General features: G+C 70.0%; 3 protein-coding genes. 1 reads left to right on the top strand and 2 read right to left on the bottom strand.

Features of this window, described 5'->3' with window-relative positions:
* Positions 1-75: 75 nt before the first annotated feature.
* Positions 76-23,142: an MFS transporter gene (locus VHD82_RS34520; protein WP_325713373.1), complete on the top strand. Its 23,067-nt coding sequence runs from the start codon at positions 76-78 to the stop codon at positions 23,140-23,142.
* Positions 23,143-23,366: 224 nt separating this feature from the next.
* On the opposite strand, the gene VHD82_RS34525 is transcribed toward VHD82_RS34520, so the two are convergent.
* Together VHD82_RS34525 and VHD82_RS34530 are read right to left on the bottom strand one after the other, a co-directional pair.
* Entirely contained in the window at positions 23,367-24,596 is a 1,230-nt protein-coding gene (locus tag VHD82_RS34525) for a fibronectin type III domain-containing protein (RefSeq protein ID WP_325713375.1), read from the bottom strand.
* Positions 24,544-25,011, bottom strand: a complete 468-nt coding sequence (locus VHD82_RS34530) for a hypothetical protein (RefSeq protein WP_325713377.1) — start codon at positions 25,009-25,011, stop codon at positions 24,544-24,546. Before VHD82_RS34530 ends, VHD82_RS34525 begins: the two co-directional genes overlap by 53 nt.
* Positions 25,012-25,075 lie beyond the last annotated feature (64 nt).

A 25,075-nucleotide genomic window follows, 5' to 3' on the forward strand; every position in this document is an offset into this window, starting at 1 on the left:
CTGGTTCTCATTGTTTCGCGGTGACGCCGCGGGCCTCGGCTCGCGTCCGCCGCGGGGAAAGCGGAGACGCTCATCATGTCCGACGCCAGTATTCACGGTAGCGCTGCGCGCTCCCGGGACGACCGCACGGTCGTCGCGGGTGTGCTGCGACGCCTGCTGTGGATTCTGGTCGGTGGCGCGGCGGCCGCTTTGCTGTTGTGTATCGGGGTCGCGCTGCTCGGATCATCCCCGGCAGCCGCGGCGGCTCCGCCCGCGGGCGGTACGTCCTCGACCGACCAGGCCGCGGCGTTGCAGGACCTGGCCAAGCTCTCCCCCGAAGATCAGGCCTCGCTGCGGGAGCTTGCCAAGAACCCCACACAGGCGAAGGCGGTCACGGACTACGCGAAGGCCAATCCCGCGGCCGTGGACAAACGAATCACCGACAACGCGGCGGCGTTGCAGGACCTGGCCAAGCTCACTCCCGAAGATCAGCAGAAACTCAAAGATCTTCAGCAGCAGAACCCGCAGGGCGCACAGCAGCTCAAGGCCTACGCCGATACGCACAAGACCGAGGTCGACGCGCACGTCCAGCAGACACACCAGGACCAGGAAGCTCTGCAGTCGCTGGATCCCGAGCAGATCAACGAATTGAAGAAGCTGACTCCGGAGCAGGCGGCGGCGGTGAAGAAACTGCCGGGCGCGGCCGGGAACTGCTCGTCGTCGAGTGGGGCGACCGTGTGTTCCGCGCGGGTCGTCGGCAAGGACGGCACCGAGCAGTTGAAGACGTGCACGGAGGGCAAGAACTGCACAGCCCCGAAGGTGCAGGGAACGGACGGCTCCCGGGCCGGCTGTTCGATGTCCCCGAAGTCGACGACGTGCCAGGCGGCGCTGCCGGATGCCGCCGACCCGGCGAAGGGCACGGACTCCTGCACGTCGGCGGGGGTTGGGGAAGCCGGCTGTGCAGTGCAGCGTGCGACGGGCACCAAGGAGACCGGGCCCGTGACGATGGTCAAGTGCACCCAGCAGTGCGGCGCCGAAAACAGCCGCGGCGACCGCGCCACCACGGCTGAAGGCAAGGCGCAAATCGCCACCCCACAGGATAAAACGCGCCCCACGAAGGCGACCTGCACCGGAGTCGACTGCGAGCTCGAGTCCCACGACGGCGACCGCGTCACCGCACCCACCACGACCACCGGCACCGAAGGAATCAGCCTGCAGACCCGTGAAACGGGCGGGTCCGGCGGGCGCATCGAGTGCGCGGGAACCTGCAACGCGACGAGCCAGGAGGGCCGCAAACTCGAGGTGACCAAGGGCGCCGGCACGCTGACGATGCCCACCTCGCCGACCGACGCCGGCTCCGCCGAGTGCCAGGGCGGGCAGTGTCACAGCAGCGAACCCAGCACCGCGCCCGGCGTCGCACCGAACCAGGTGACCTGCAGAAGCGACCAAACCTGCCACACGAAGCAAACCTTCGGGAGCACCCAGCGCACCGGCGGCAAAGCACCCGCAGCCACTTGCGACACCGGTCAAGCCGGCCAATCGGGTTCCTGCCGGCTCAACGTGACCGACGCGAAGGTGCCCCCGGCCACCGCGCCGCAGAAAACGACCATCGCCACGGCGTCGTGCTCCGGACCGTGCCAGGCCGGCGGGACCGCGGACTCGACCACCGCACGGGCCGACTGCCACACCGATGCCGGTACCTGCGATACCGGCATCGGTGGCGCCGCAAGCGGGCAGCCGTCGAATGGCAAGCCCGGCGCGGACCAGGCGAACAGCGTGGCGCACTGCCAGGCGGCCGACTATGGCTGCGGCATCGTCGGCACCGTCAAGGTCGACCAGCCGCAATCGGGCGGCACCGCACAAACCGAGGTCGGCTGCGACACCGGCGCCACCCACTGCACAGGCAGCGGCACCGCCAACACCGGCGGGCAGATCACCGGCGCGGCGGTACGTACGACCACCGGGACCTCGAGCTGCCAGAGCACCGCTGGAGCCTGCACCGCCGAATCGACCAGCACCGCGACCGGCACGCGGTCTCAGACACCGAGCGCCGATAGCGGCAGCAGCACGGCGAGCGCGCAGACCGACTGCGCCGTCGCCGAGTGCCGGGGCGCGGCAACAAGCGCGACTTCCGGTGGCGGGTATGGCGATGTGCGGGGCGTACGGGAGAGCAGCGGTTCAGCGGACTGCACGGTTCAAGGCGGCGCCTGCGGCTCCACCTCGGGCACGGCCGTCAGCGAGCGCAAGCCGGTGACCGGTCCGGTCACCGCTTCGACGGGCAACGCCCGGATCAACTGCTCCGCCGGGACGCAAAAGTGCGGCGGCACGGCCAAAGCCGCGACCAGCGGACTGGACACCGCCGAGTCGCTGTACCGCCGGGAATCCACCAGCGACACCGGCTGCACCGTGCAGGGCGGTGCCTGCGGGGGCCAGGCCTACTCGGCGGCATCGTCGGCGCCGGACCAGATCCCGCTCGACCCGGCCACCGGGCGGCAGCCGACAACGGGCCCGAGCAGCATCGCGCAGGCGACCGGCCGGCTGGACTGCGCGCACGGCTGCACCGGCACCGCCACCAGCTCCGGGTCGGGCGTCGATTACGGGGTGCTCGGCGGCAAAGCCCAGGGCTCCTCCGGCAAGACCACCTGCGCCGGCACCGGCGCCGCGTGCGGCGGCACCACCTCGACCGTGGCCTCGGCATTCCCTGGCGCGACAACGCGTTTGGCCGCTGACGACCACGCGCTCCACAACACCGTCACCCCGGACGCTGTGCCCGCTGGGCCGTCGAGCGCATCCGTCGCGACCGCGTTGCTGAATTGCGCCAAGGGTTGCAACGGCACTGCCACCTCCTCGGCGACCGGCACCGACGGCGTCTCCGTCCGCGGGTCGGACGCCGAGGTGAGCTGCAATCTGACGGGCGGGGTTTGCCGCGCCGGAACCCGCTCGGCCGCCAGCGCAAGCCAAGACGTGGCGAAGTTGCTGCCCGAACCGGCCGGCGCCGCGGCCCCGGCCAAGCCTGCGACAGGCCCGTCGACCCTCTCGGACGCGGTCGCCGTCACCGACTGCGGCACCGACTGTGTGGGCGGCGTCCGCGCGGTCACGCGGGGCAGTGACGCACCCGTGGCGGGAGCGCCCGGCGCCGCCGGGTCGCGCGGGCCACCCACCACCAGCGAGTCCGGCACCACCTCCACTTGCGTCACCGGCGCCGACCGGTGTCAGGCCGTCGCGAACGCCGACTCCGCGACCGGCGCGGGTGTGAACTACCTCGTCGACCCGCGCGCTGGTCAAGCTCTCGCCGCGATCCGGGAGGTCCAGCCGAGCGCGCCACCGACCGGGGCGCACACCGCACAGTGGACCAAGAACGACAACCAGGATCCGCCACAGCCCGCGCAGTGGCGGGGTCCGTTGCCCGCCACGATCAGCCAATCCACCGGGTACGCCTTCTGCGGCGGGCCGGACTGCTCGGCAGGGCTAACCAGCAGGTCCACCACCGGCGGACCGAGCGACGCCGCGGGCAGCATCTCCCGCGCCAACAGCACCTGCGCGGGCGCCGCGGCCGGATGTATGGCCAGCGGCAACGGTCTGGCCACCACCACCGCCGACCCGACGAAAACCGGGCAGACGCAGGCCGGCGCCACCCTGGCCTGTCCCGAAGGCTGCACCGGGCAGATCCGGACCGACACCATCTCCGCCGCGAAGCCCCGCGGGGGCGCCGTGCTCGACGCGGTCCGCAACCTTGGCGCACTGCTGCGGGCCAACGGCAGCGCCACCGACCCCATCAGCGTCTCGGTCGCCCACAGTGAAAACGCTTGCCTCCCCGGCGCGGGCGCCTGCACCGCCACCGGATCCACCACCGGCAGCGCGACCGTCTCGGCGGCGAAGACCCAGCAAGACGGCAGGTTCGGCACGACCTCCGCCACCGCCGAAGGAATCTGCACCACTGGCAACGGTCTTTGCCCGACCAGTGCCACCAGCACCACTGTCGGCACCGACGACCCGGGCACGATCCTCGCCGACCTCCACACCCGCACGGCCGCGGCGCTGCCGGCCACCGCCCACGCCATCGGCGCGTCGGACTGCACCTCGACAGCGGCCTGCCAGGCCGGCAGCGAAGGCTTTGCCGGCGACCACGTCGCCGAGGCGACCGCGGGCTGCGCCACGCTCGGCTGTGCCGCGCGCACCGAAGGCCACGCCGTCTTCGGGGGCAACAGGGCCGACATGCAAACGCACTGCACCACCGAGTGCACCGTCACGGGACGGGTCGGCGCCGCCGACACCAGCGCCGAAGTATCGGCCGGCTGCACCGGCACTGACTGCGCCTACCGCTACGCCGCACAGAGCGCCGCCGCCAGTGCCGCCCGCGGGAACCAAGCCAACGCCCACGCGGGATGCGTGGCCGCGGGTGGCGTAGGCAGCGGCTGGTGCGTCACCAACGCCGTCGCCCAGACCGGCCCCGGCTACGCGGCGGCGGCCGCCGGCTGCCAGGGCAGCGCGGGCTCCGGATGTACATACGGATACCGGGCACACAGCGCCGCCACGGCGAGCGCGGCGGGCGCATCGGCCCGGGCCCAAGCCGCCGGCTCCGGTGGCGGCACGTTCGGCCAAGGCCAGGTACAGACGACGGCTGCCGCCACGGCCGAACCCGGCTCCGCGCAAGCCGCCGCATCCTGCACCGGTTCCCCCGGGACCCGTTGTGGCTACTCGTATTCCGCGTCGGCGACCGCGGGCGCCCGGGACCCGCAAACGGGTTCCTGGGCACAGGCTTCGGCGCGCGGCTCGGGCAGTGGTGGCCTGGGCGGCGGTGGAGTCGCGGTCGCCGCCCAGGCGTTCGCCCAGGGCGGGCATGCGCGCGCGGACGCGTCGTGCACGGGCGCGCCGAACTGCACGGCGAACTACACGGCGCACGGGGAGGCGTCTGCCCACAACACGGTCGCCCCGACCGACACGGAACCCGGCGGGCACTGGGACGCCCACGCCGAAGGCACCTGTTCGGGCACCGGCAACGGTGGCTGCGGGGTGGACGCCTCCGCCGAGACCGGTGCCGACGGCGGGGCGTACGCCACGTGCAGCGGCAACTGCGCCAACTACGTCTCCCCGCGCCCCTACAACAACTTCACCCAGACCGCCGAGCCGCTGGGCACCCGTGCGGCGCCGCAGCACGGCGGGGCCGCGCCGCCGCAGGGCACGACTGTCGAGGGCGCGCCCGACGGCACCCGCGGGATCAGCTACGCCCTCAACCCGGACGGCAGCTACACCGTCGTCATGAAGGACGCCCACGGCAACCCGGTCACTGCGACGTGCGCGGCTCCGTGCAAGGAAGGCACGGAATTCAACGGCCCGGGCGGACAGCACTTCGAGATGGACGATTCGGGACCGCACGCCACCGACCCGTCGGTCCCCGGGAAGCCCGCCGACACGGTCACCAGCGACGACAACGGCGGACTGCTCCGGAACGAGCGCGGCGAGGGACAGGGCTGGGTCGGCGGCTCCGGCGAAATCACCGATGGCGCAAGCGGTTCGCGCGTGACCTATCGCGGCGGTGGCACCGTCCGCAACGACGTGACCTTCGCCGGCCCGGCCGGGACTCCGTTCAAGACGACCTGCAACGGTGGCTGCGCCGGCGAGATCAGCAACATCGACATCGGCCACGGCCAGTGGACCGACCACATCGACTTCGCCGGCACCCCGAATCTCCTCACCGGCCGCGACGGGTTCGGCCACGCCGGCAAGTTCGACTTCACCGGCAAGGGCACTTTCACCTCTGACGAGGGCGATGTCATCACCGCGGGCGGGGACGGGTTGCTGGCTGGACAGGCGCGGACCTTCATCACCACCCGGGACGCCTTCGGCCTCCCCGGCAGTTACTCGATCCTCGACGGGCAGACCGGCTCCATCGCGCTGCCCGGGGGCTGGAAGATCGCGCAGACCGTCGCCAGCAGCCAGATCGTGGACCCGCCCCGGGTGACGATGAGCATCTACGGTGCGTCCACCACCCCGGACATGTCCCAAAAGCTCGGCGAGAACAACCGGATCGAGGTCACCACGCCCAACGGCGCGGGGCAGGGCGGCTCGATCGCCTGCACCGGTGGCTGCGACCTGATCCGGCCCGCCGGAATGGCGCAGACGCCGAACTGCACCGACTGCGAGATGTTCGAGCCGCTGGCCCCACTCGGACAAACCCCCGCCACGGCGGGCTGGATCACCAACCACGAGAACGTGACCCAGCGGTTCATCGACCCGTACGGCAACTGGAGCGAATGCTCGAGCGCCGATTGCCACATCGGCATGGTTTACGGACCCGGCGGTGGTGCCGTCTGCTACGGCAACGGGTGCGACAGCAGAAACGTTGGGGTCAACGGCAAGAGCGACCAGCTCACCGGCCAAGGTGCCCTGCTCTTCCCGACCGCCGACGGCCGGCACACCGGCCGGGCCTGCAACGCCGTCGAGGGCAGGTCGTGCACCAGCACCATCCCCAACGACCTCGGCTGGCGAAACCCCGACGCCTCCTGGATGTCCTTCATCGACCCCAGTTACACGCGGCCCGCTCTCGACACCGCGACCGACCGGCAACTGGCCGATCTCCTCGGCGTGCGGCGCGGCGATCCGTTGCCGCCGCTGTCGCCCGCCGCGGTTGCCGAACTGCGGCGGACCGACCCCAAACTGGCTGACCAGTACGAGGCGTCGCTGCCGAAGCTGACCCCTGGCCGGCTGGACTCGGCGGCCCTCACCTTCGTCGGGGCGGAAAGCACACTGCAGTCCGCGGCGGGCGACCTGCAGGCGATGACGCCGCAACTCCAGGGCGCGCTCGACGCGCAGCGGGCCGCCAACGCCGGCGGGCTGACCGATGCCGAGGTCAGGGCGCTGGACCCGCAGCTGGAAACCATCCGCAAGGCGAACGCGATGGGCCGGGACATCCACAACGCCCGCGCGATCGTCGACGGCGTCGACGGGCTGACCTACCAGCGCCCGCTGATCGGTGCCGACCAGCAGCAGATGGCGGGAACCGCGAACCTGCCCGGCGCGACCGCATATCTGGCCAAGGCGCTCGGCGTCGACGAACACGGCAACCCGCTGCCGGTGCCCCACGCGCAGCTGGGCGGCGATCGCGCCACCGAGTTGGCCGCACAGCAGACCGCGCAGGCGCAAGCGTCCCAGATCGCCGGCCTGGCTCTCATCCCACGGCAGAACGATCTCGGGCGGCGCCAGGATATCTACAACGCACAGGTCACCGCGTACAACAACAGCGAGACCCGCTCGCCGCTCGAACGGCAGCGGCTCGACGGCGTCTATGCCGGTCTGCTGGCGGACGAAAAAGCCGTCAACGGAGTGGTCGACCGCATCCAGGCGTTGTCCGGCGGGCCGTCGGCAGCGGTCGGCGATCTGCGCAACTTCGACGTCGCGTTCGCCGACGCCTCCGGCGACCACACGATGGCCGACCGGCTGCGGCAGTGGAACGGCCTGCAGACGGAATCCGCGACGCTGGCGGCGCAGATGGGCGGGTCCGGCGACCCGAACCAGACCGGGCTCGCGCCCACGTACCAGTCGTTCAGCGACGTCGCCGGGCTGAACTACAACACCATCGCCCGCGACCAGGGTTCCCGGGCCCCGGACAGCAAGCTCGGCACACTGTCGCTGCCCTCCACCGGCCGTCCGGACGTGTTGTTCGCGATGACGTCCGCGATCAACAAACCCACCTACGACACCGTTTCCTCGGACAGTCTGTTGGGCCGCTATCTGGACACCGGCGTCGAGGGCGACCCGTTCATCGGCAGCACCCCGGCCGACCGGCGAGCCGCGCTGGCATCGCAGGGCACGCCGCAGCAAATACTCAACGACCTGTCGGCACGAGCGACCGCGAACCTGCGCCCCGGCGACCTGTCACAGGCGGCGCGGAACCGCATCCACGAACTCGGCGGCGGCCCGGTCGATGTGCTGGAAACCGTTTACGAGGACCCGAAGTCGCACAAGCTCGGCTACCTGCCGCTGTATCGGGTGGGTACCGACGGCGGCTTCCAGTACGTCGACGACAAGGGCGCGCACTACAGCGGCCGGCAGGACTTCCGCGACAACAATGAGCTGTTCAGCGAGAAAACCCAGTGGCTCGCACCTACGGACCTGTCCCGCCCCATCGGCGATCTGAACCTGGCACAGACGACCGGCAGGCATGTTTCCGGCACGGAACGGGCCCTGGACCGCGCCGCGGGCGTGGCCACGGTTGTCGGTGGCGTGGCGCTGATGGTCGCCGGCACGGCGGGAACGGTCGCTTCCGGCGGTGCGCTCGCCCCCGCGATGCCCGCCGTGTACGCGGGCGGGATGGCGCTCACCACCGCGGGCATGGGCTACTTCACCTACCGAGCCACTGACAACATCATCGAGCGCCGCGCGCACGGACAGTCCAACAGCTTCGCCAACCCGGCCGCGCGGGCCGACTACATCATGCTGGGTTCCACAGCGGCGATGGCCGCGAGCGGCGGGCTGAGCAAGGTCGCCGGCGTGGCGGCGGCGCGAGGCGCGGCCAGTCTCGCCCCCGGCGAGGCGAGCTTGGGCAGCAAGCTGGCGACCTGGGGCGCCAAGGGTGCGAGCAATGCGGCGCTGACCGGGTTCGGCGAGCAGACCGGCGAGGCCGCGTACAACACGATCACCAACTGGCACGACATGACCGGCGGCGAGCAGAAGGACGCTGTGGTCCAGCTCGGTATGAACGCGGCGATGCTGGGCATGACGGGTGCGACGATGCACGCCCAGCCGGCGCAGTGGATGAAGGCGTCCAGCGGCCCCGGCATACGCGCGGCCCTCGCGGACTCGGGCCGCTTCGTCGGCTCGCGGCTGACCGGACGCGAGTACGTCCCGACCGAGAACGCCGCCTGGCTGCTCACATTGCCGCGCTCACGTGTGAACACCGTGACGGTGGCGGGTAAGGGCGAGCCCGGAACGATGCTGCTGCCGGTCTCCGACAGGATTGTGCGCGGTCCGGCGGAGTCGGTCGCGCCGGCACTCGAGCGTGGCACCCTGCCGGCGCTGACCGTCAACGGGGTCAAAACCGCGGCGCTGATCCGCGGCACCGAGCCGGGACAGGTCCTGCTGGTGCGCCCCGACGGGAGCGCGGTCCAGATCACGGGGCCCAACGTTCGGCCGCGCGAGGGTGTGCAGTTGTCGCGCGACCGCGGATCGGACACGCTGACGGTCTCCCAAAAACGCTTCACGGGTCCTGGCGTCCTCGAAAAGAAGACAGGCACCCCGGCAACGCCTCCCGCTGTGGAGCCGAACATGGCCGCGGTGGAGGTCGCCGGTGCGCCGGCTCGGGCAGAGTCGGCAGCCGCATCGCAAGGTGACACGACTCCGCGACCGCCAGGCCGGAATCCGGTGCGGGCGGCGGCCGGCCGCGCCATGTCGGCGGCGGCCGACTCCCTGCGAACGCGACCCCGGCTGGTGGTCGACAAGTCGAACTTGAAAACCAGCGGCGCGCAGGTGTCTTCGGTGACGTCCCGCACGCGTTTGCCGCGGCTCGCCAACGCCCTTGACAACGGCGCCGTCCGCATCGCCTCGGGTAAGGCCGGGGTGGCCGCGGCCGAGAAGGCCGCCGAGTCGCTCGGGGTCGAGCTCTATTCGCCAACCGCAGCAACGAAGGCCGCGATCGCCGCGGTGCGCGCCAAGGCAGAACCGGCGCGCACATTGGACATCGACGCCGCGAGCCCGGTGCGTACCGCGCGGGACGCCGCCGAGCGACTCAAGAACGGGGGCGCAGCCGATCCGGCCGCGATCGACAACGCGTTCGAGGCGTTCCGCTCGGCCACTGAAGGGGCGCAGACCGTTCGCGACGCCCGCAGCGCACCAACGCGCGGTACTGAGCGGCCCTCGCGGGTGGAACCCGCGTTGGCAGGTAAGGACAAGGGCGCCCCGCGCGCCGCGGTCGACGCCGAACCGGAAGGTTCCGGCCGGCACCAAACAGAAAACGGCTACGCCGAGAGCGCCAAGAGCGCGCGGGACGAACTGCTCACCGCGCTCAACGGCGCCGACCGCGATGTGGCCGAGGCCCTCGCCGACGTGTACGCACGGCCGCGCACCGAGAGCGCACCCGTCCCGACCGACAACCGGCCCGAGCTGCGGATCACGACCCAGCCGGACGGCAGTGTCCGCGGCACCTACGCGCCTCGGCGCGCCGAGGTGCCGCCTGCGCCGCGGTATCGCGGATGGGAAATGCCGCGCATCGAGCAGGGTCTGAACGGGCGTTACCGCGTCGTGGACGATGCCGCCCTGGCCACCAAACCCGCGGAAACCGCGCCGTACCAGGAACGCGCCGTCTGGGACGCGATGGAGGACACGGCTGCCGGCCTCCCCGGGGGCTACCGATCGGAGCCGGTGGACGTGGCGACGGGCGGTGGAGCCCCGTTCGCCGGGGTTCGCCGGGTAGTCGGTCCCGACGGCCGCACCAGCCGCTACGTGGTCTACGAAACCCGGGATGCCGGTACCCGCACGCTCGGCCGGGGGCCGAGTGGCCAGCGGTATCAGGCGGGCGATCTCCGGTATCTCAACCGCACGATCCGGCAGACCGCTGTTGCTTCCCGGACACCGGCCGAACGGGCCGGGGCCGAAGGACTCCGGCAGGCCTTGCGCGCCAACAGTGTCGACCACGTTGTCGTGCGGACAGGCGACGAGGCGGGTTACACGACTGAGCACGTGCCTGCCGCCGGCCGGTTGGATGCAGTCGGCGAGGACCGGGGCTGGACGCCCAGCGGCCATCCGGACGCGAAAATGCCTGACACGCCACGCCCGGCCCGGGAGCGCGCCGCCGGAGTCGTGCGGGCGGTCGCGACGAAGGGCGTACTGCCGTTGCTCGTGGCGAGTCATCTGCTCGGCGCTCCCGGCGATGCGGGCCTGGCCGCGAACCTGGCGCACTGGTCACCGGAGAGGACAGCCGCGGCAACGGCCCACATGGAGCCCGCTCCCCGGGCAGGGCCGGAGCCCGACATGTCCGCGGCGCCGCCGCAGCACGACGCCAGGCACGGCCAGGGCGCGCAGCCGGAGGGCGCGCTACCGGCCCGGCTGGAAGACGGCGAGCAGGGACCCGGCCCCTTCCGGCGATTCAGGTCGGGGTTGCGGTACTCCGCCCTGACGTCCGCCGGGCGCCTGATCGCCAGAGAGAACGACAAGGGCTTACGGCTTGCCTCGTCCGACTCGGCGTTGCGGATGCGGATGGCGGTGGCCTTGAACGAGGCCACGGGCAGCGATACGCGGACGGCCAGGAACGTTCGGTTCGACCAGCTGACACCGGCCCAGCTCCGCCGGCTCGCCGATATCGGCTCGGTTGAGCCAGCACAACAGCGGGCGGCGGTGGCCACGTTCGCGGGGGACAACGATCTCGGCTGGAATGCGCGCGCCCAGCGGCTGGTGCTGGCGGCGGTCCGGGAAGCGGCCGTCCCGCCGGAGCCACAACCGACCACGAACTGGCGGCGGACCGCGGCAGAAGCCTTGGGGACAAGCCTCGGTGGCACGGCTCTCGGTGGACTGCTCACCGTGGCCGACACACTACCGGGCCCGGTGCTGGGCGCCGTGGCCGCGACAGTCGCCGCCACCGTCCTCGGCACCGCCCAACTGCGGGCCGACCGCCGGGCAGCGGATGACCAAGGCGCGGCGGCCCCGCAGGCGCCGGGCGGCCACGACCCAACCGCAGCCAAGCGCGATGACACGAACGCACAGGGGCAGGCCGGAGCTACCACACCACAGACAGCGAAAACGCCAGGGCAGGCACAAAACGCGCTGCCACAGGCCGCGGAGCCTGCCCGGACGGCGCCGGTTCCGTGGGCCGGCCCCACGTTGCCCGGCCAGCGCGAACCTGGCATGTTGAGCGGCGCGGCGGCGGCAGCGGGCGCGCTCATCCTGGCGCCTGTCGCCGGTTTCGGGATGGGTCTGCTGGCCGCGGCAGGTCAGTACCGAGCGGCGATTCCGTTGGGGCTCCTCACCGCGGCTGGTGGGGCAAGTGCCGTGCGGGCGTACTTCTCTCGCGCGACGGGCCCATACGCCGTCACGAGCTGGGGCGCCCCACTGAGTGCCGCCCGGCCGGCGTTCCCCGACACGCCGGTCAAGCGGTCTGCCGACGCACCGGGAACCCCTGCGCCCCAAGGTGAACCAGAAGCGGGCGAAGGCAACCCGAGTTCCGGAACCTCGGCAGGCGCCGGCCTCGTGGGCGCCTTGACCGAGGGAGCCGGCCCCGACCACCTGCCCGTCACAGAAGCGGAAAACGCCGTCGGCGTCGCGGGCACGGACAGCGCACCGGACGTGGTCCGTTCTCGGGGGCCACCAGAGCTTTCCGGCGAACCCGCCACCGGCGGCGCCCACGTCGCGTCTTCGCGACACACCACAGTGGCGAAGCGGATCGCCCTCACGATCGCGACCGTGGCGGTCCTGGCCTTGCCGTTCATGGCGGCCGTCGCCAGCGCGGCCCCGGCTGCCGCGCTCGTGCCGGATCGTCCGGCCGGCACCTTGGTCGTCGACACCCAACACCCGACCACAACCGCACCACGGCACCACAACCCGACAACCCCGAGCACGCCCACATCCCCACACGCACACGCACACGACCGGGGGCCCTGGATCACCGGGCTCGCCGAATTCGGCGGAGTCGTCGTCGCCGTCGGTGGCGCGGTGCTGCTGTGGCACCGAAAGATCAGCCGGGCCGCCCGGACGATGCGAAAAGCCACGCGCGGTCCGGTGAAGGACGCGTACGAGCGACTAATAGAAGCTCGCGAGAAGTACGAGCTCGCGCAGGCGGAACTGAAGGACGACACCCTGTCGATCCGCGCGATGGTCGATCATCTCCGGAAGGAAAACCCCGGGGTCAAAGAAACCGAACTGCACGCCCGGATCGCCAAGCGCATGAGCGCCAAGCGCAGCAACGGTCGGCACATGAAGGTTTCCGTGGCCTATGTGCGTTCCGTGGTGGCTGATCGTGCGGGCACCCCGAACACCATGCCCCCGGCTCTGATGCCCTCGATCACGCACGACCAGGAAACCGACTCGGTGATCGACCGTGTGGCCCAGCGACGGTGGGACGTGCTGAGCCGGCTCATCGCGGCGGCGCACGAACTCGACCAGGCCGAGCACGCGTGGGAAACGGCCGCGGACAAGGCGGCGCGGGATGCGGCCACGGTCGCGAAGCTGGACCTGAACGACCAGGAAGTGGTCGACGAGATCGGCAAGATCGTGGCCAACGCGAAGGCGGCGATGGCACCGGCCGCCGATAGCGCCCCCGCGTCCTCGGGTCAGGTCGTGGATCCGCCCAAGGGACCGCTCGCGAAATGGCTCGCCAAGGTCATCCCCCAGCCCCGGGGACCGCCGGCTGCCCTCGTGGAGGCGGTCCGGGCGCCGCGGGAGATCCGCGACCGGGCGATGGCCGTGGTGCGCGAGCGACTGACCGCTCAGCGCACGGCTCGCACCGCGTGGGAGGGCGAACGGCCCGCGCTGGTGTCGGCAATCCATGCCGCACGCCCGTCGCTGCCGCTCACCGAGCTCGCAAGGGCGACCCGGTTGAGCGACGGCGAAGTCCAGGTGGCGCTGGCCGATCCGCACGCGCCGAGGGCGACCCCTGCCTGGCTGACCTCCACCGCCACCGACACCCAGCTTCTGCAAGGGCTCGCCAGGACGACACAGACGCTCCTGTCCACAATGGACAAGACCACGGAGGCCTTGCTGGCCACGCAGGCCGCCGCGGATGGCGCCAACACGGCGTACCTGCACGCCATCGAAGGCGACGTGAAGACAGCCTCCGCCGCGGGCCTGTCCAACGAGACCATCGCCCGGCTGACCGGCACGACCCGGAACGAGATCGCGGCGATCACGCGTGTCTACGAGGCGGAGCCGGGAGACCGGGAACCGTTCGTGGACGTGGTGATGGTCCCGGTGCTGACCCGGGTGTCCTTGCTGGTGGCCTGGTTGCGCGGGCGCAGCCTGAATCCGCAGTGGGAAGCCGAACTCGCCAAGATCGACCTGGACACCATCAGCACCCAGGACCTGCAAGCGAAACTGCGCGGGCTCAATGTTCCGGTCGAGTTGAGCTTCACGCTCGGGCGCCCGCGCCGGGACCTTGGCAAGACCTTCGATGTCCACCTGCACCACATCGGCTACAGCGACGACCGCTTCGCCATGATCGAAGTGCTCCTACGGTGGCTCGCCGGCGCCAACCACCTTGGCCAGGTCTGGCTGTCCCCCATTCCCCAGCGCGGCAAGGCACCCGCCGCGGCCGGTGGCATGTTCTACTACCTGGTCATCGGCCTTCTGCAGCAGGGAGTGTTGTTCGGCAAACGGCTCCTGTGGATGCGCGGCACCGGCACCGACGTGCGCCTGTTCCGGGCGGTGGCCAACCTGCCCCCGGACCTCCGCTGGCGGGTGCAGCCGGGCGTCTCCGGGCAGCGCATGGACATCCCCGGCGCGCTCGACTACCTCCGGACGATCCTGGTCTTCTATCCGGGAGCCGCCGCGCTGCTCGCCGAGACCACCATCGCCAAGGAAGCGGTGCAAATCCTGCTGGGCAGCCAAGGAGCCTATGCGATCAACCCCGAGTACGAACGCTACGTCGGCCTCCTGGTCGCGGCGGTCAACCAGATCAAAAATGCCCAGCGGGTCAACAGGCTCATCGCGAACGACCTGCAAAACCTCCCGCCGGGCCTCGCGCGGCTGCTGCTCCGGCCGAATCAGGTGGACAAGTGGACGATCGCCGAGACGTTGCAGGGCAACATCGACGAACTGCGCACGCTCCTGGCGAAGATCGGTGAGCGCCGCTTGGCCGCGTCACTGCCCCACCGGGCACCGACGGTCTACAACAAGAACCTGGAAGAGCTCTTCGAAGCCCTTGCCAAGACCGGGCAGGCGATCGTCCTCCACAACGACGCGGGCAAGGCGCGGCTCGACGCCAACGGCCGGTATGTCGAGGCCGAGCCGGACGGCCGCAACCTGTTGCCTGTACTGGCATTGCTGTCCGAACCACGCTTCGCCGACGTCAAGGTCGTCTACGCACATGCCATGGGGCTGGGCAAGTTCAGCACCGCCTCGAAGGAACACTTCGAATGGCTGGACTGGGTCCTGGCGAACTATCCCCAGATCAACGTCGACATCTCCTGGAACGAGATCGCCCGCCACATCCTGGCCACCGAGGCGATCAAGAAGGAGTTCCTGACGGTGGCGCGCAAGTACCCCGACCGCTTCATGTTCGGCAGCGACGCCGTCAAGCCGGCCGGCCTCGCCCATTACCTCCGCCACTACAACGACCTCGAGCCCCTGTTCAGGGAGCTGGGCGACGAGATCGTGGCGAAGGTGACCTATCGCAACGCCGCGAAACTGATGCAGCGGGCCAGGCAGGACACCGCCCAGTGGGCCTTCGACGAGATCAAGTCCGGGCTGTGGGACCAGGTGCTGGCCCGGGTGCCCGAACGCCAGGCCATCGTCGCGCAGTGGGTCGCGGCCCAGGAGCTGGCGGGTCGGCAGGTCACCGCCCCGGGCAGCGGACCGGACATCGCCGTCGACCACACCGGGAAGCAGGCGTGGGAACGCAACTCCCAGGTTCGTGAGCTGATCTCGTGGGTGAACCTGGTCAACGACAACGTGGTCGGCAACAAGGGCGACCCGTTGCGGCTCTACACCTACCGCGTCAAGGTCGCCCTGGGTGACACCTGGGCCGACTTCCGGCACTACCTGGCGGAACTGCGCGCACGCTGGCGAGACCGCGATGCGCTGCGGCCGGCCGCGAGACTCGAGCTCGGCAGCACGATCGCGTGGACAACGGCGGCGCTGATCGCCGCCGAGCAGACGGCCACGCTGCACGCGCGGAACGAGGTGCCGCAACACCTTCGCGAAGGCGTCTGGGACAGGGTCGACGAGAACGAACTGAGCCAGCTCGCCGCCGCGACCGGCATGCGCAGACTCGTCAGGCACCTGCACGCACGAGACATCCGGGGCTGGGCCGTGGTGCTCGCCGTGAACGGGGCGGCCATCGCTTACCCGATCGTCTTCCACCCGCAGGTGCCCGCGGTCGCGTTCGGGTTCGCGGCGTCGCTGTCGTTCGTCGTGCGCGGCGCACTCGGGCAGATCCGCAGCGCGCACGTCAGCCAGGCCCGGATCTTCCAGGAGACCATGCTCGAGCGCGGCAGGCTCGATGTCCGCCTCATCGCCTGGCAACGAGAGCTGCTGCTCAAACAGCTTCGCCGCGAATTCGGCAAACACGAGATCGGCAAGCTGAACCGGATCAGGGCAATCCTCGACGAGCTGGTCAATACCGCCGAGGTGCTTCAGTACATCCCGCTGTCCGCACAGGAAACGCCGTTCGACCGCGTGCAGCTCTTCGTCGCCGAGTACTCCAAGGCGTTCGACCGGATCAACTCGGTCGCGGGGGCCGCGGTCGCCGGGGCGGCCAAACTCGGCCCGCACTCCGGCCTGCTCGGCAAGGCCATGCACACCGCCGTCGCACTCACCTGGGAGATCAACCTCGTCGTGCACGCCCACACCACGCTCGGCGCGGCCGTCGGCAGCCTGGCCTGGTTCACCAACGGCGCCTATGTGCTCGGCGACATCGCCTTCCTCGTCGCGACCCTGCCCACGGCGATCAACGGCTGGTCCGGCTACGACAGCAGCGGCAACGCGATCTACCGGCGACTGCAGCACCTGCTCGGCTTCCCCGTACTCACCTTCGCCAACGCGCTGCTCGCCGTGCACCTCGTCCTGGCCGCGGTCGGTGCCCCGTCGGCGCACGGCATCGTCGGCATCGGCGCCGCCTTGATCCTGACCCGGGCCACCTACCTGTTGTCGAAACTGGGGCTGGCCATCGAACTCAGCCTCGGCAGGCAAGCCACCCGCCGCGGCGTCATGGCCAACGCCATGGTCGGCTCCTCCCTCGCCTCGCTCGGCCTGATGGGGCTTTCGCAGGCGACATGGGCGATCGCCGTCGCGGCGGCGATGCCCGCGCTCGCGCTCCTGTTCAACGACACCAACCGACGAATCCCGGTCGCCAAACAACGACTCGCCAAGACATTCGGCACGCTCGGCAATACCAACTTCCGCTGGTTCTCCGGCGGGCAACTGGTTTCCAACCTCGGCACGCAGATGGCGATGACCACCCAGGACCTGCTGATCCTTGGCATGTCCCACGGCAACCCCGCCGCACTGGGCACCGTCGTGTTCTTCCAGTACCTGCCCCAAGCCGTGATGAGCCTGTGGGCAGGCGGACTGGCGGACCGGCAGAACAAGCGCAGGCTGTTCATCATCAGCCAGATCGGCCTCGCGGCCGCGATGGCGGCGCAGTACGCGCTGGTGTCCACCGCCGCACTGGTGCCGTGGCATCTGTGGGCGCTCGCCGCGGCCACCGGCGCCTTCAGCTCGCTGATCAGCCCGGTACAGAGCACGTTCCTGCACCAGCTCGTCGGCAGGCAGCGGCTGGCCAACGCCACGTCGATCACCTCCGTCGGCGCGAACGTGGCGCGCATCGGCGGCCCTCTGCTCGGCGCGTACCTGTTCGGCGTGTGGGGGGCCGCGACCGTGTTCCTGATCAACGCGGCCAGCTATCTCGTCGGCGCCACCACACTGTTCGGGATCAACAAGCGCACCCTGTATCCCTTGGCGCAGCAGACAATCACAGCCCCCGCCACCACCGGCGCCTTCAGCAGATTCCGCGAAGGCCTCCGCTATGTCCGGTACCGGCCCGCCCTGATCACCACGCTCGGGACCATGTTCGCCGTGCTGGGCTTCGGTGCCACGTTCATCGTGTCGCTGCCGATCGTGGCCACAGCCGCGTTCCACCGTGGCGCCCCCAACTACGGGCTGCTCAACACACTGCTCGCCACCGGTGCCGTGCTGGGCTCGGCCCTCACCGCGCGGTTGTCGAAGTCCTTGAACGCCAAGCGATTGGCTGTCGCCGCGATCGCGCTGGGCGGGCTGAACGTGGCGCTCGCAGTGGCACCCGGCTACTGGGTGTTCGCCCTGCTGCTCATCCCGACCGGCATCGCGCTGATGAGCTTCGCCCCCGCCAGCAACAGCAAGGCCTCGCTGATGTCCGCCGACCGCGTCCGCGGCCGGGTGATGAGCCTGTTCGCGCTGCTGCTGCTGTCCAGCAACATGCTCAAAGGCGCCTTGGTCCCCTGGCTGACCAGTGCCTACGGGCCGCAGTCCCCGTTCCTCATCGGCGGCGTCATCACCGTGATCATCGGCGCGCTCACCGCACCTGCCCTGATCCGCGCGGATCGGGTGCCGCACATCGTGTCCGAGTGGGGCTCCGACACGATCACCCAGCTTCATCCGTTGGTGCGTAAGCAAGGAAAGGCGGTGTCGCCGAGCAGTGCGCCCGGATCAGTGACCACTCCGGCACTGAGTGGAGCCGGGTTGCTGGCCCTGCTGGGCGGCGCACACCTGAGTAGCCCGGCGGGGGCAGTCGTCGTCGCGATTGCCCTCGGCAGCACCGTGCTCGTCCTCCGACAGCGAATGATCAGCCGGGCCGCCCGAACGCTGCGCGCGGCCGCCGGCGGCCCGTTGACAAATGCGTACGAGAAACGGGAAAAGGCCCTGGCGAACCTCAAGGCCGCGCAGGCGGCATTGGACGACGTGGCAGCCTGGATCGGCGAGGCCGTCGATCATGTGCGAGCAACGGAAAATGTCTCCCAGGATCAAGCGGTCCAGTTGGTCACCCGGAGCCTCGCGCTACTCGGAGCTCCGTTGCCCGAGGAGGAGGTGCGTGCCCTGGCGGCGATCGTCGAGCACACCACGGACGAGGCGCCGCGCACCGACCACGAAAGTGCCAAAGCCGCGATCGCGCTGATTGCCTTGATCCGGAAAGCGGCGCTGCGTAACCTGCACAAGGCCGCAACCGAGCTACCCGCAGCCGACAACGCGTGGCACTCGGCCGTCGAAGACGCGATAGGCGCGGCGCTGCGGGAAGCAGGCCTGCACGACCACCCCGCAGCCGCCAACGCGCTGCCCCGGCCTCGCGGCCCGCCTCGCACCGCGGTGGAGGAGCGCTCGCACGCGGAAGTCTCGGCGTTGGCCGTGCTGAAGACACGGCGGCTGGAACTGGTGTCGGCCATCGGTACCCGCCTACCGGTCGCCGAAGTCGCCGACGCCGCCCGGCTTACCGTCGCAGAGGTCGAAGCGCACCTTGCGGCAGCGCCGAAAACGGAACCCACCTGGCTACCGACCGCCGACCCCGGCACCCTGCGCGATGCACTCGCCGCGGAAACCGCGCGACTCCTGTCCACTCTGGACAGTGCAACGATCCGGGAGCAGACGAACAACGGCCCACTCGAAGGTCTGCGGGTACTGCCCGGCACCGTCAGCGGGAAACCGCGGGGCAGGACCTTCGAAGCACTGAGCGTGCCCAACTTCCGCCGCTTCTTCCTCGGCCAGGTCATCTCCAACCTGGGCACCAACATGGCCATCTTCGCCCAGGACTGGCTGGTGCTGGACCTTGCCAACGGCAGGACCGGCGCACTGGGCATCGTCACCCTCGCCCAGTTCGCCCCGCAGGTCGCGATCACACTGGTGGCCGGCCCGCTCGCGGACCGGGCCGACAAACGTCGGTTGCTCATCCTCAGCCAGGCCGGCGTCGCCGTCGCCATGGTGGCGCAAGGGCTGCTCACCGCCACCGGACTCGTGGTGCCCTGGCACATCTACCTCATCGCCGCCGCCGCGGGGCTGTTCAACGCGCTCGGCGGCCCAGTCCAAAGCACGTTGATTCGTGAACTCGTCGGCAAGGAGCGCCTCGCCAACGCCACCTCACTCAACTCGTTGAACACCAACCTCGGCCGTGTCGCCGGGCCCATGCTCGGCGCCGTACTGCTCACCCTGCTCGGCGCCGCCGGGGTCTTCCTCTTCAACGCGGCCAGCTACGTCGTAGTGATCGGGGCGCTCCTCACGATCAACGAAACGGCCCTGTACCCGGTGGCGAAAAAGCTCAACACGGCCGCCCGCGGCCAGTGGGGTGAATTCCGGGAGGGCCTGCGCTACGTGCGGTACCGGCCGGCCCTGATCACCATGCTCGGGACGATGTTCGCCGTGCTGGCCTTCGGCGCCACCTTCCTGGTGACGATGCCCATCGTGGTGAAAAACGCCTTCCACCGCGGACCCGGCAGCTACGGCCTGCTCAACACCATGCTCTCCGCCGGGTCCGTCGTCGGCTCCACGCTCGCCGCCCGGCAAGCGCACAACCTGCGAGCCAGGCGGCTGGCCGTCGCCGCCATCTCGCTCGGCGTGCTCAACGTCGCGCTAGGGCTGGCGCCCGGCTACTGGTCCTTCGCCATGATGCTGGTCCCCGCCGGCATCGCGTTGATGAGCTTCGCCCCGGCCAGCAACAGCAAAGTGTCGCTCTCCGTCGCCGACGAATTCCGCGGGCGCGTGATGAGCCTGTTCCTGCTCCTGCTGCTCGCGGGGAACATGTTCGACGGACCGTGGGTCACCACCCTCGCCGACACCGTCGGCCCGCAATCCCCCCTCCTCATCGGCGGCATCATCACGGCGGCCGCCGCGACCCTCACCGCCCCCTACCTCATCCGCCACGAAAAAACGCCCCGCGACGTGTCTGAATGGACGGCGGACGCCATCGCCACCATGCACACCCTGCTGCGCAACGAAAAGAAGCGGCTCCCCCGAGGTCCCACCGGGTCTCGTTCGGGCGGCCTGACCGCGATGCCGACAACCACCGAGACGGCCGACAATGTCGCCAAGGCACTGCTCCGGGTCGCGAAGAAACTGAAGACCCCCGAATGGGGCAGGTTGCCACGAGAAGCACGCGACCACCGGGTCCGCGTCCTGCCCACCGAGGACCGCCAAGTCCAACGGGCCTTCCGCAAACACCACGTCGGCCACCTGCTCGGGTCGGACACCGACCCCTCGCCGCTCCTCGCGTTCGCCTTGGCGGAACTGGGCTACATCGTCATCCCCGACACCATGCTGACCGAGTTCCGCCGGCTGCACGCCCAAGGCCTACTTGACAAGGCGTTCTTCCAAGAGCTGATTCACCACGAAGACCACTACCACCTCAACACGAACAACCCCGGCCAACGCGTTCGGGAGCACGAAAACCACCGCAAGCGCGTCGTAACGCAGCTCGAAAATGCCCGCGACGCGGGCCACACCACCATGGAACGCAACAACTTCGCCGCCGACGTGGCCTCCAAACCCGAACCCGACGCAGCCGGATGGCTCCCCCGGTCCAACGGCCCGGCCGCACCGCTTTACGTCGGCTACCGCCGTCGCGGCTGGAAAGCCCAGTCACTGCCTGCCGCTGAGCCGGTGGAGCGCACTCCGGCAGACGAGATCATGACGATCCTTCTCGAGCACGGTGCGCCGATGCGGCGAGCCCGGCTCGTGGCGGCGGTCGGCGAGGAGCGGCTGGCGGAGGCATTGCGCGGCTCGGCACTGATCAGCGACGGGGACTACGTTGCCCTGAGCCCGGATCCGAGTGAGGAAGCCAACTTGCTGCTCTACGCGCTGACCTCATGGGCGACGTCCGTCGTCGCAAGCACGCTGTCCGACCGCGAAGCAGCCGCGTTGCTCGACCTGTTGCGGCGCCCGAAGGAACTGTCGGCGAGGCTGCGTCAGCTGAGCACCGACGACGGCGTGGACAGCGTGCTCGCCGGACATGCGTGGCGGGCGGCCGGGTTGCTCGGCCGCCAGGCAGGCCACGAGCCGATGGTGATCCAGTTCTACCTCGCCAATGCCCTCACCCGCGGCTCCAGCGACTACCTGCTGCACGCTCTCCAACGGCGGCCCACCGTCATGTCCCGCGCGATGTGGCTCGGGCTGGAAGCCATGCGGGCACCGACCATCCGGTTCTCCGACAGCACCGGCCTCCAGTTCATGCACCAGCAGTTCGCGGCGACCCTGCGCGAACTGATCGAGCGGGGCGGCCTCCGCCACCTCGACGCAGACGCCCTCACCGGCGAGTGGCTCTCCAACGCGCTGCCTGAAGGCGTGACCTCCAACTGGCTCACCCGCTGGAACGAACTCGCCGCAGGCGAGCGGTTCACGCTGGGCCTGCTCGCCGGCGGTCTCGCCGACAAGGACCTGGCCTGGTTCGCCGCGCTGCCGGAGCAGCGCCAGACCCAGCCAGAGCTGGCCAGGTTCCTGAAACTGCTCGACGGCCGCCTCGCGGACTACCGCGACGTGCTCACGCGGCTGTTCGTCACCCCGGACCCATACACCCAGGACAATTTCGTGGGCTCCTGGCTGAGGCTTGCCGATCTCCTGATCGATCTCGACCCGAACACGCTGAAACCCGCCGGTCGCCGGCACCTCCTCGACGTCCTCGATGCGCTGGCCGAACGGCTGCCGGAGACCAGCCCGGCGAACCGGCACCGGCTGCTGGACGCGAGGACCGCGACCATCCGGCAGGAGTGGCGCAACCTCGCGGAACGGGCGCCGCCCGGCATGGACCCCCAGATGTGGCACAACGCCTTCGTCCACTACCGGCAACGGCTCGCTTTCCCGGAGTTCGCCGACATGCTGGACGCCTACGCAGCCACATTCCGCGACACCGGGTCACACGCGCGGGCCAACGGGGCCGCCTGGCGTGTCTGGCACCAGATGTTCCCCCGCGGCTTCCGCGGCCCGAACGCACTGGCCGAAGCTCCCAGTGTCCACAATGGAGCCAGGACGATCGTCGGTGTCAGCCGGAACATCGTGGAAACACTGCATGTGGGCTTCGTTTTGTTGGGTCTTTACGAGGAAGGTTCGTGGGAGGGCTCGGTAAACCATGCGTTGTACCAGGAAGCCGCCCAGAGCTACGTGCTACACCCTCAGCTAGCGGTCGTCTACGCATGGGAGCGAGGTCCCGCCGGGAACCTCGCCCGGGTGGGACATGTCAATGTCCTCGTCACCGAACACGGCATCCTGCCGGTCTCCTCGATATACGGCTGGCGGGCCCGGCCCGAACTGCGAGCGATGTTCGGCGACTACCTCAGGCAGTGGGCCGAAAACACCGGCCGCCCCCTCCTGCTGCCCCGGCACCCGCCGGACACCATGAGCCGCGCGGTGTGGCCGGACCTTCCCGGCGAAGCCCATCCACTCACCGTTTCGCTCGCCATCCCCGCGGCGGGAGGTGTCGAGGAGATCGCCGCCGACCTGATCGGACACGTCCGCCTGCCACATACGCGCATGATCGACGTGCTGCGCTGGGTGCCACCGGGCGCACGGTGAGGCCGCGCCGCTGGTTGACCGCGAGTTGCAGGTCCAACGGCGCGACCGGTACGTCGTGACCGTGCCGGCGGACGTGTTCGAGTCGACCGGCGGCGGGAGGTCCGCCGCCGGGCGCTCTGCAACCGCATCTCCTGGAGATGGCGGGCGAAGTTGGCATACGTGCGCAGGACATCCCCGGTGGCCGGGTCGTCGTCACCGGATGCGGGGCCGGGGACGAGCATTCGTCATCTCGGTGTGGCTTGTACGGTCGCGGAGTAGTCGCTGGAGCCGTTGTTGTTACTGGCCTTCACCCGGAACTGGTAGGTGTGGTTGTTCCACAGCTGGTCGGCGTTCCAACAGGTCGCGTTCTGGATCGGGTAAGGCATGGTCACCCAATCCTGACCGATCGTGGTGTCCCGGTAGTAGGCGACATAGGCGTTCGCGTGCGGCGCCGGCTGCCAGCACAACAAGACCCGGCCACTAGCCGGGGTCGCACTCACACCCGTCGGCACCGCGGGCAGGACCGCGACCGGGGTGCCTTGCACAACGGCCGAGTAAGCGCTCTCCCCATTACTGTTGGCCGAGGTGATCCGGAACTGATACAGGTGACCGTTGGTCAGCAGACCGGCGTCCCAACACGTCCCCTTCGTGATCGGATACTGGTCCCTGACCCAGCCCTCACTGACCGTCGCATCCCGGTGGTACGTCACATACATGTCCGCGTTCGCTGCGGGCTTCCAGCACAAGCGGACCTGCCCGTCCCCCGGCGCAATACTCAACCCACCAGGAACGCCCGGCTTCGGCCCGCTCGGCGTGGCCTGCACAACCTCGGAAAACCCGCTCTCCCCGCCATTGTTACTGGACACGAGCCGGAACTGATAGACATGGGAATTCCACAGCTGCCCCGCCACCCAACACCGGTCCGGGAGCGGATACGGCATACGCTGCCACGCCTCAGCCTTGGTCACATCGCGGTAATAGGCAACGTACGCGGTAGCACCCACCACAGGCTGCCAACACAACGTGACCTTGCCATCTCCCGCCGTCGCGGTCAGGCCGGCCGGCGCAACCGGCTGACTGACCAACTGAACCGGCTGCTCCACCGGCGCGGCGTCCGGACTCGCGGGCGTTGATGCCGTGGGGGACAGCGCGGCGGAAGGCCCGGCAGCCGGCGAATCCCGATGAGCACTCGCCGGCCCCACAAGGCCGCAAACCGCCAACACCACAACCGTCAGCCCCGCCCGGACGAACCGCCTCCGCCGCTTCACGCTCCACCACGACGGAGACGCGGGCTGCCGGGGCAGTTCAGCACTTTCGCTCTTCACGGCAGCGTCGGCGCGCGCCCGCTGACGGAGGCGACGCGCTTCGATACTGTGCTCCTTGGAGCAGTACTTGGGCTGCGGGCCGCCGCCCTGGCGCAACTCAACGGGCCGATCGCAGCCAGGAAGGGCACAACGAGCGCTGGTCTCCACCATCTCGATCCTCGCCGTTCGGTCCGGACGATCTCCCAGACTGGACACCCTCACCTTCGCAGATGATCTCCGGCCCGGAAAGCTTCATTACGCCCGTGGCCGTCGTCGGAATGCCGCGACGAATATTACCGCGATCACGGTCGACGATCTCGTGGTGTTCCGCCGAGGACTCGCCGCCGGCGGCTTTGGTACGCCTCGAAAAGCGCCGGTCTGCGATGGTGGTCAGGATGTCGCTCGCCAGGCGGTGGAAACCGTCCAGTGGCACCACCGCGGTCGCGCACTTTGGCGGCCGCCAACAGGATCCGGGCGCCGTCACGTTGCCACCCATTTGCCACAGACACCCGCCACGCACCGCATACGACTGCCCACGACTGAAGGCAGTGCCGTCTGATTTCCCGCGCGGCGTCGAGACCGTCATTGAGCGCTCGTCACGCGGGTTTGTGTCAGGTGTTCGCACTACGGCGTCGGCCGCCGACATGCCC

Source organism: Amycolatopsis sp., assembly GCF_035546795.1.
Lineage (GTDB): Bacteria > Actinomycetota > Actinomycetes > Mycobacteriales > Pseudonocardiaceae > Amycolatopsis_E.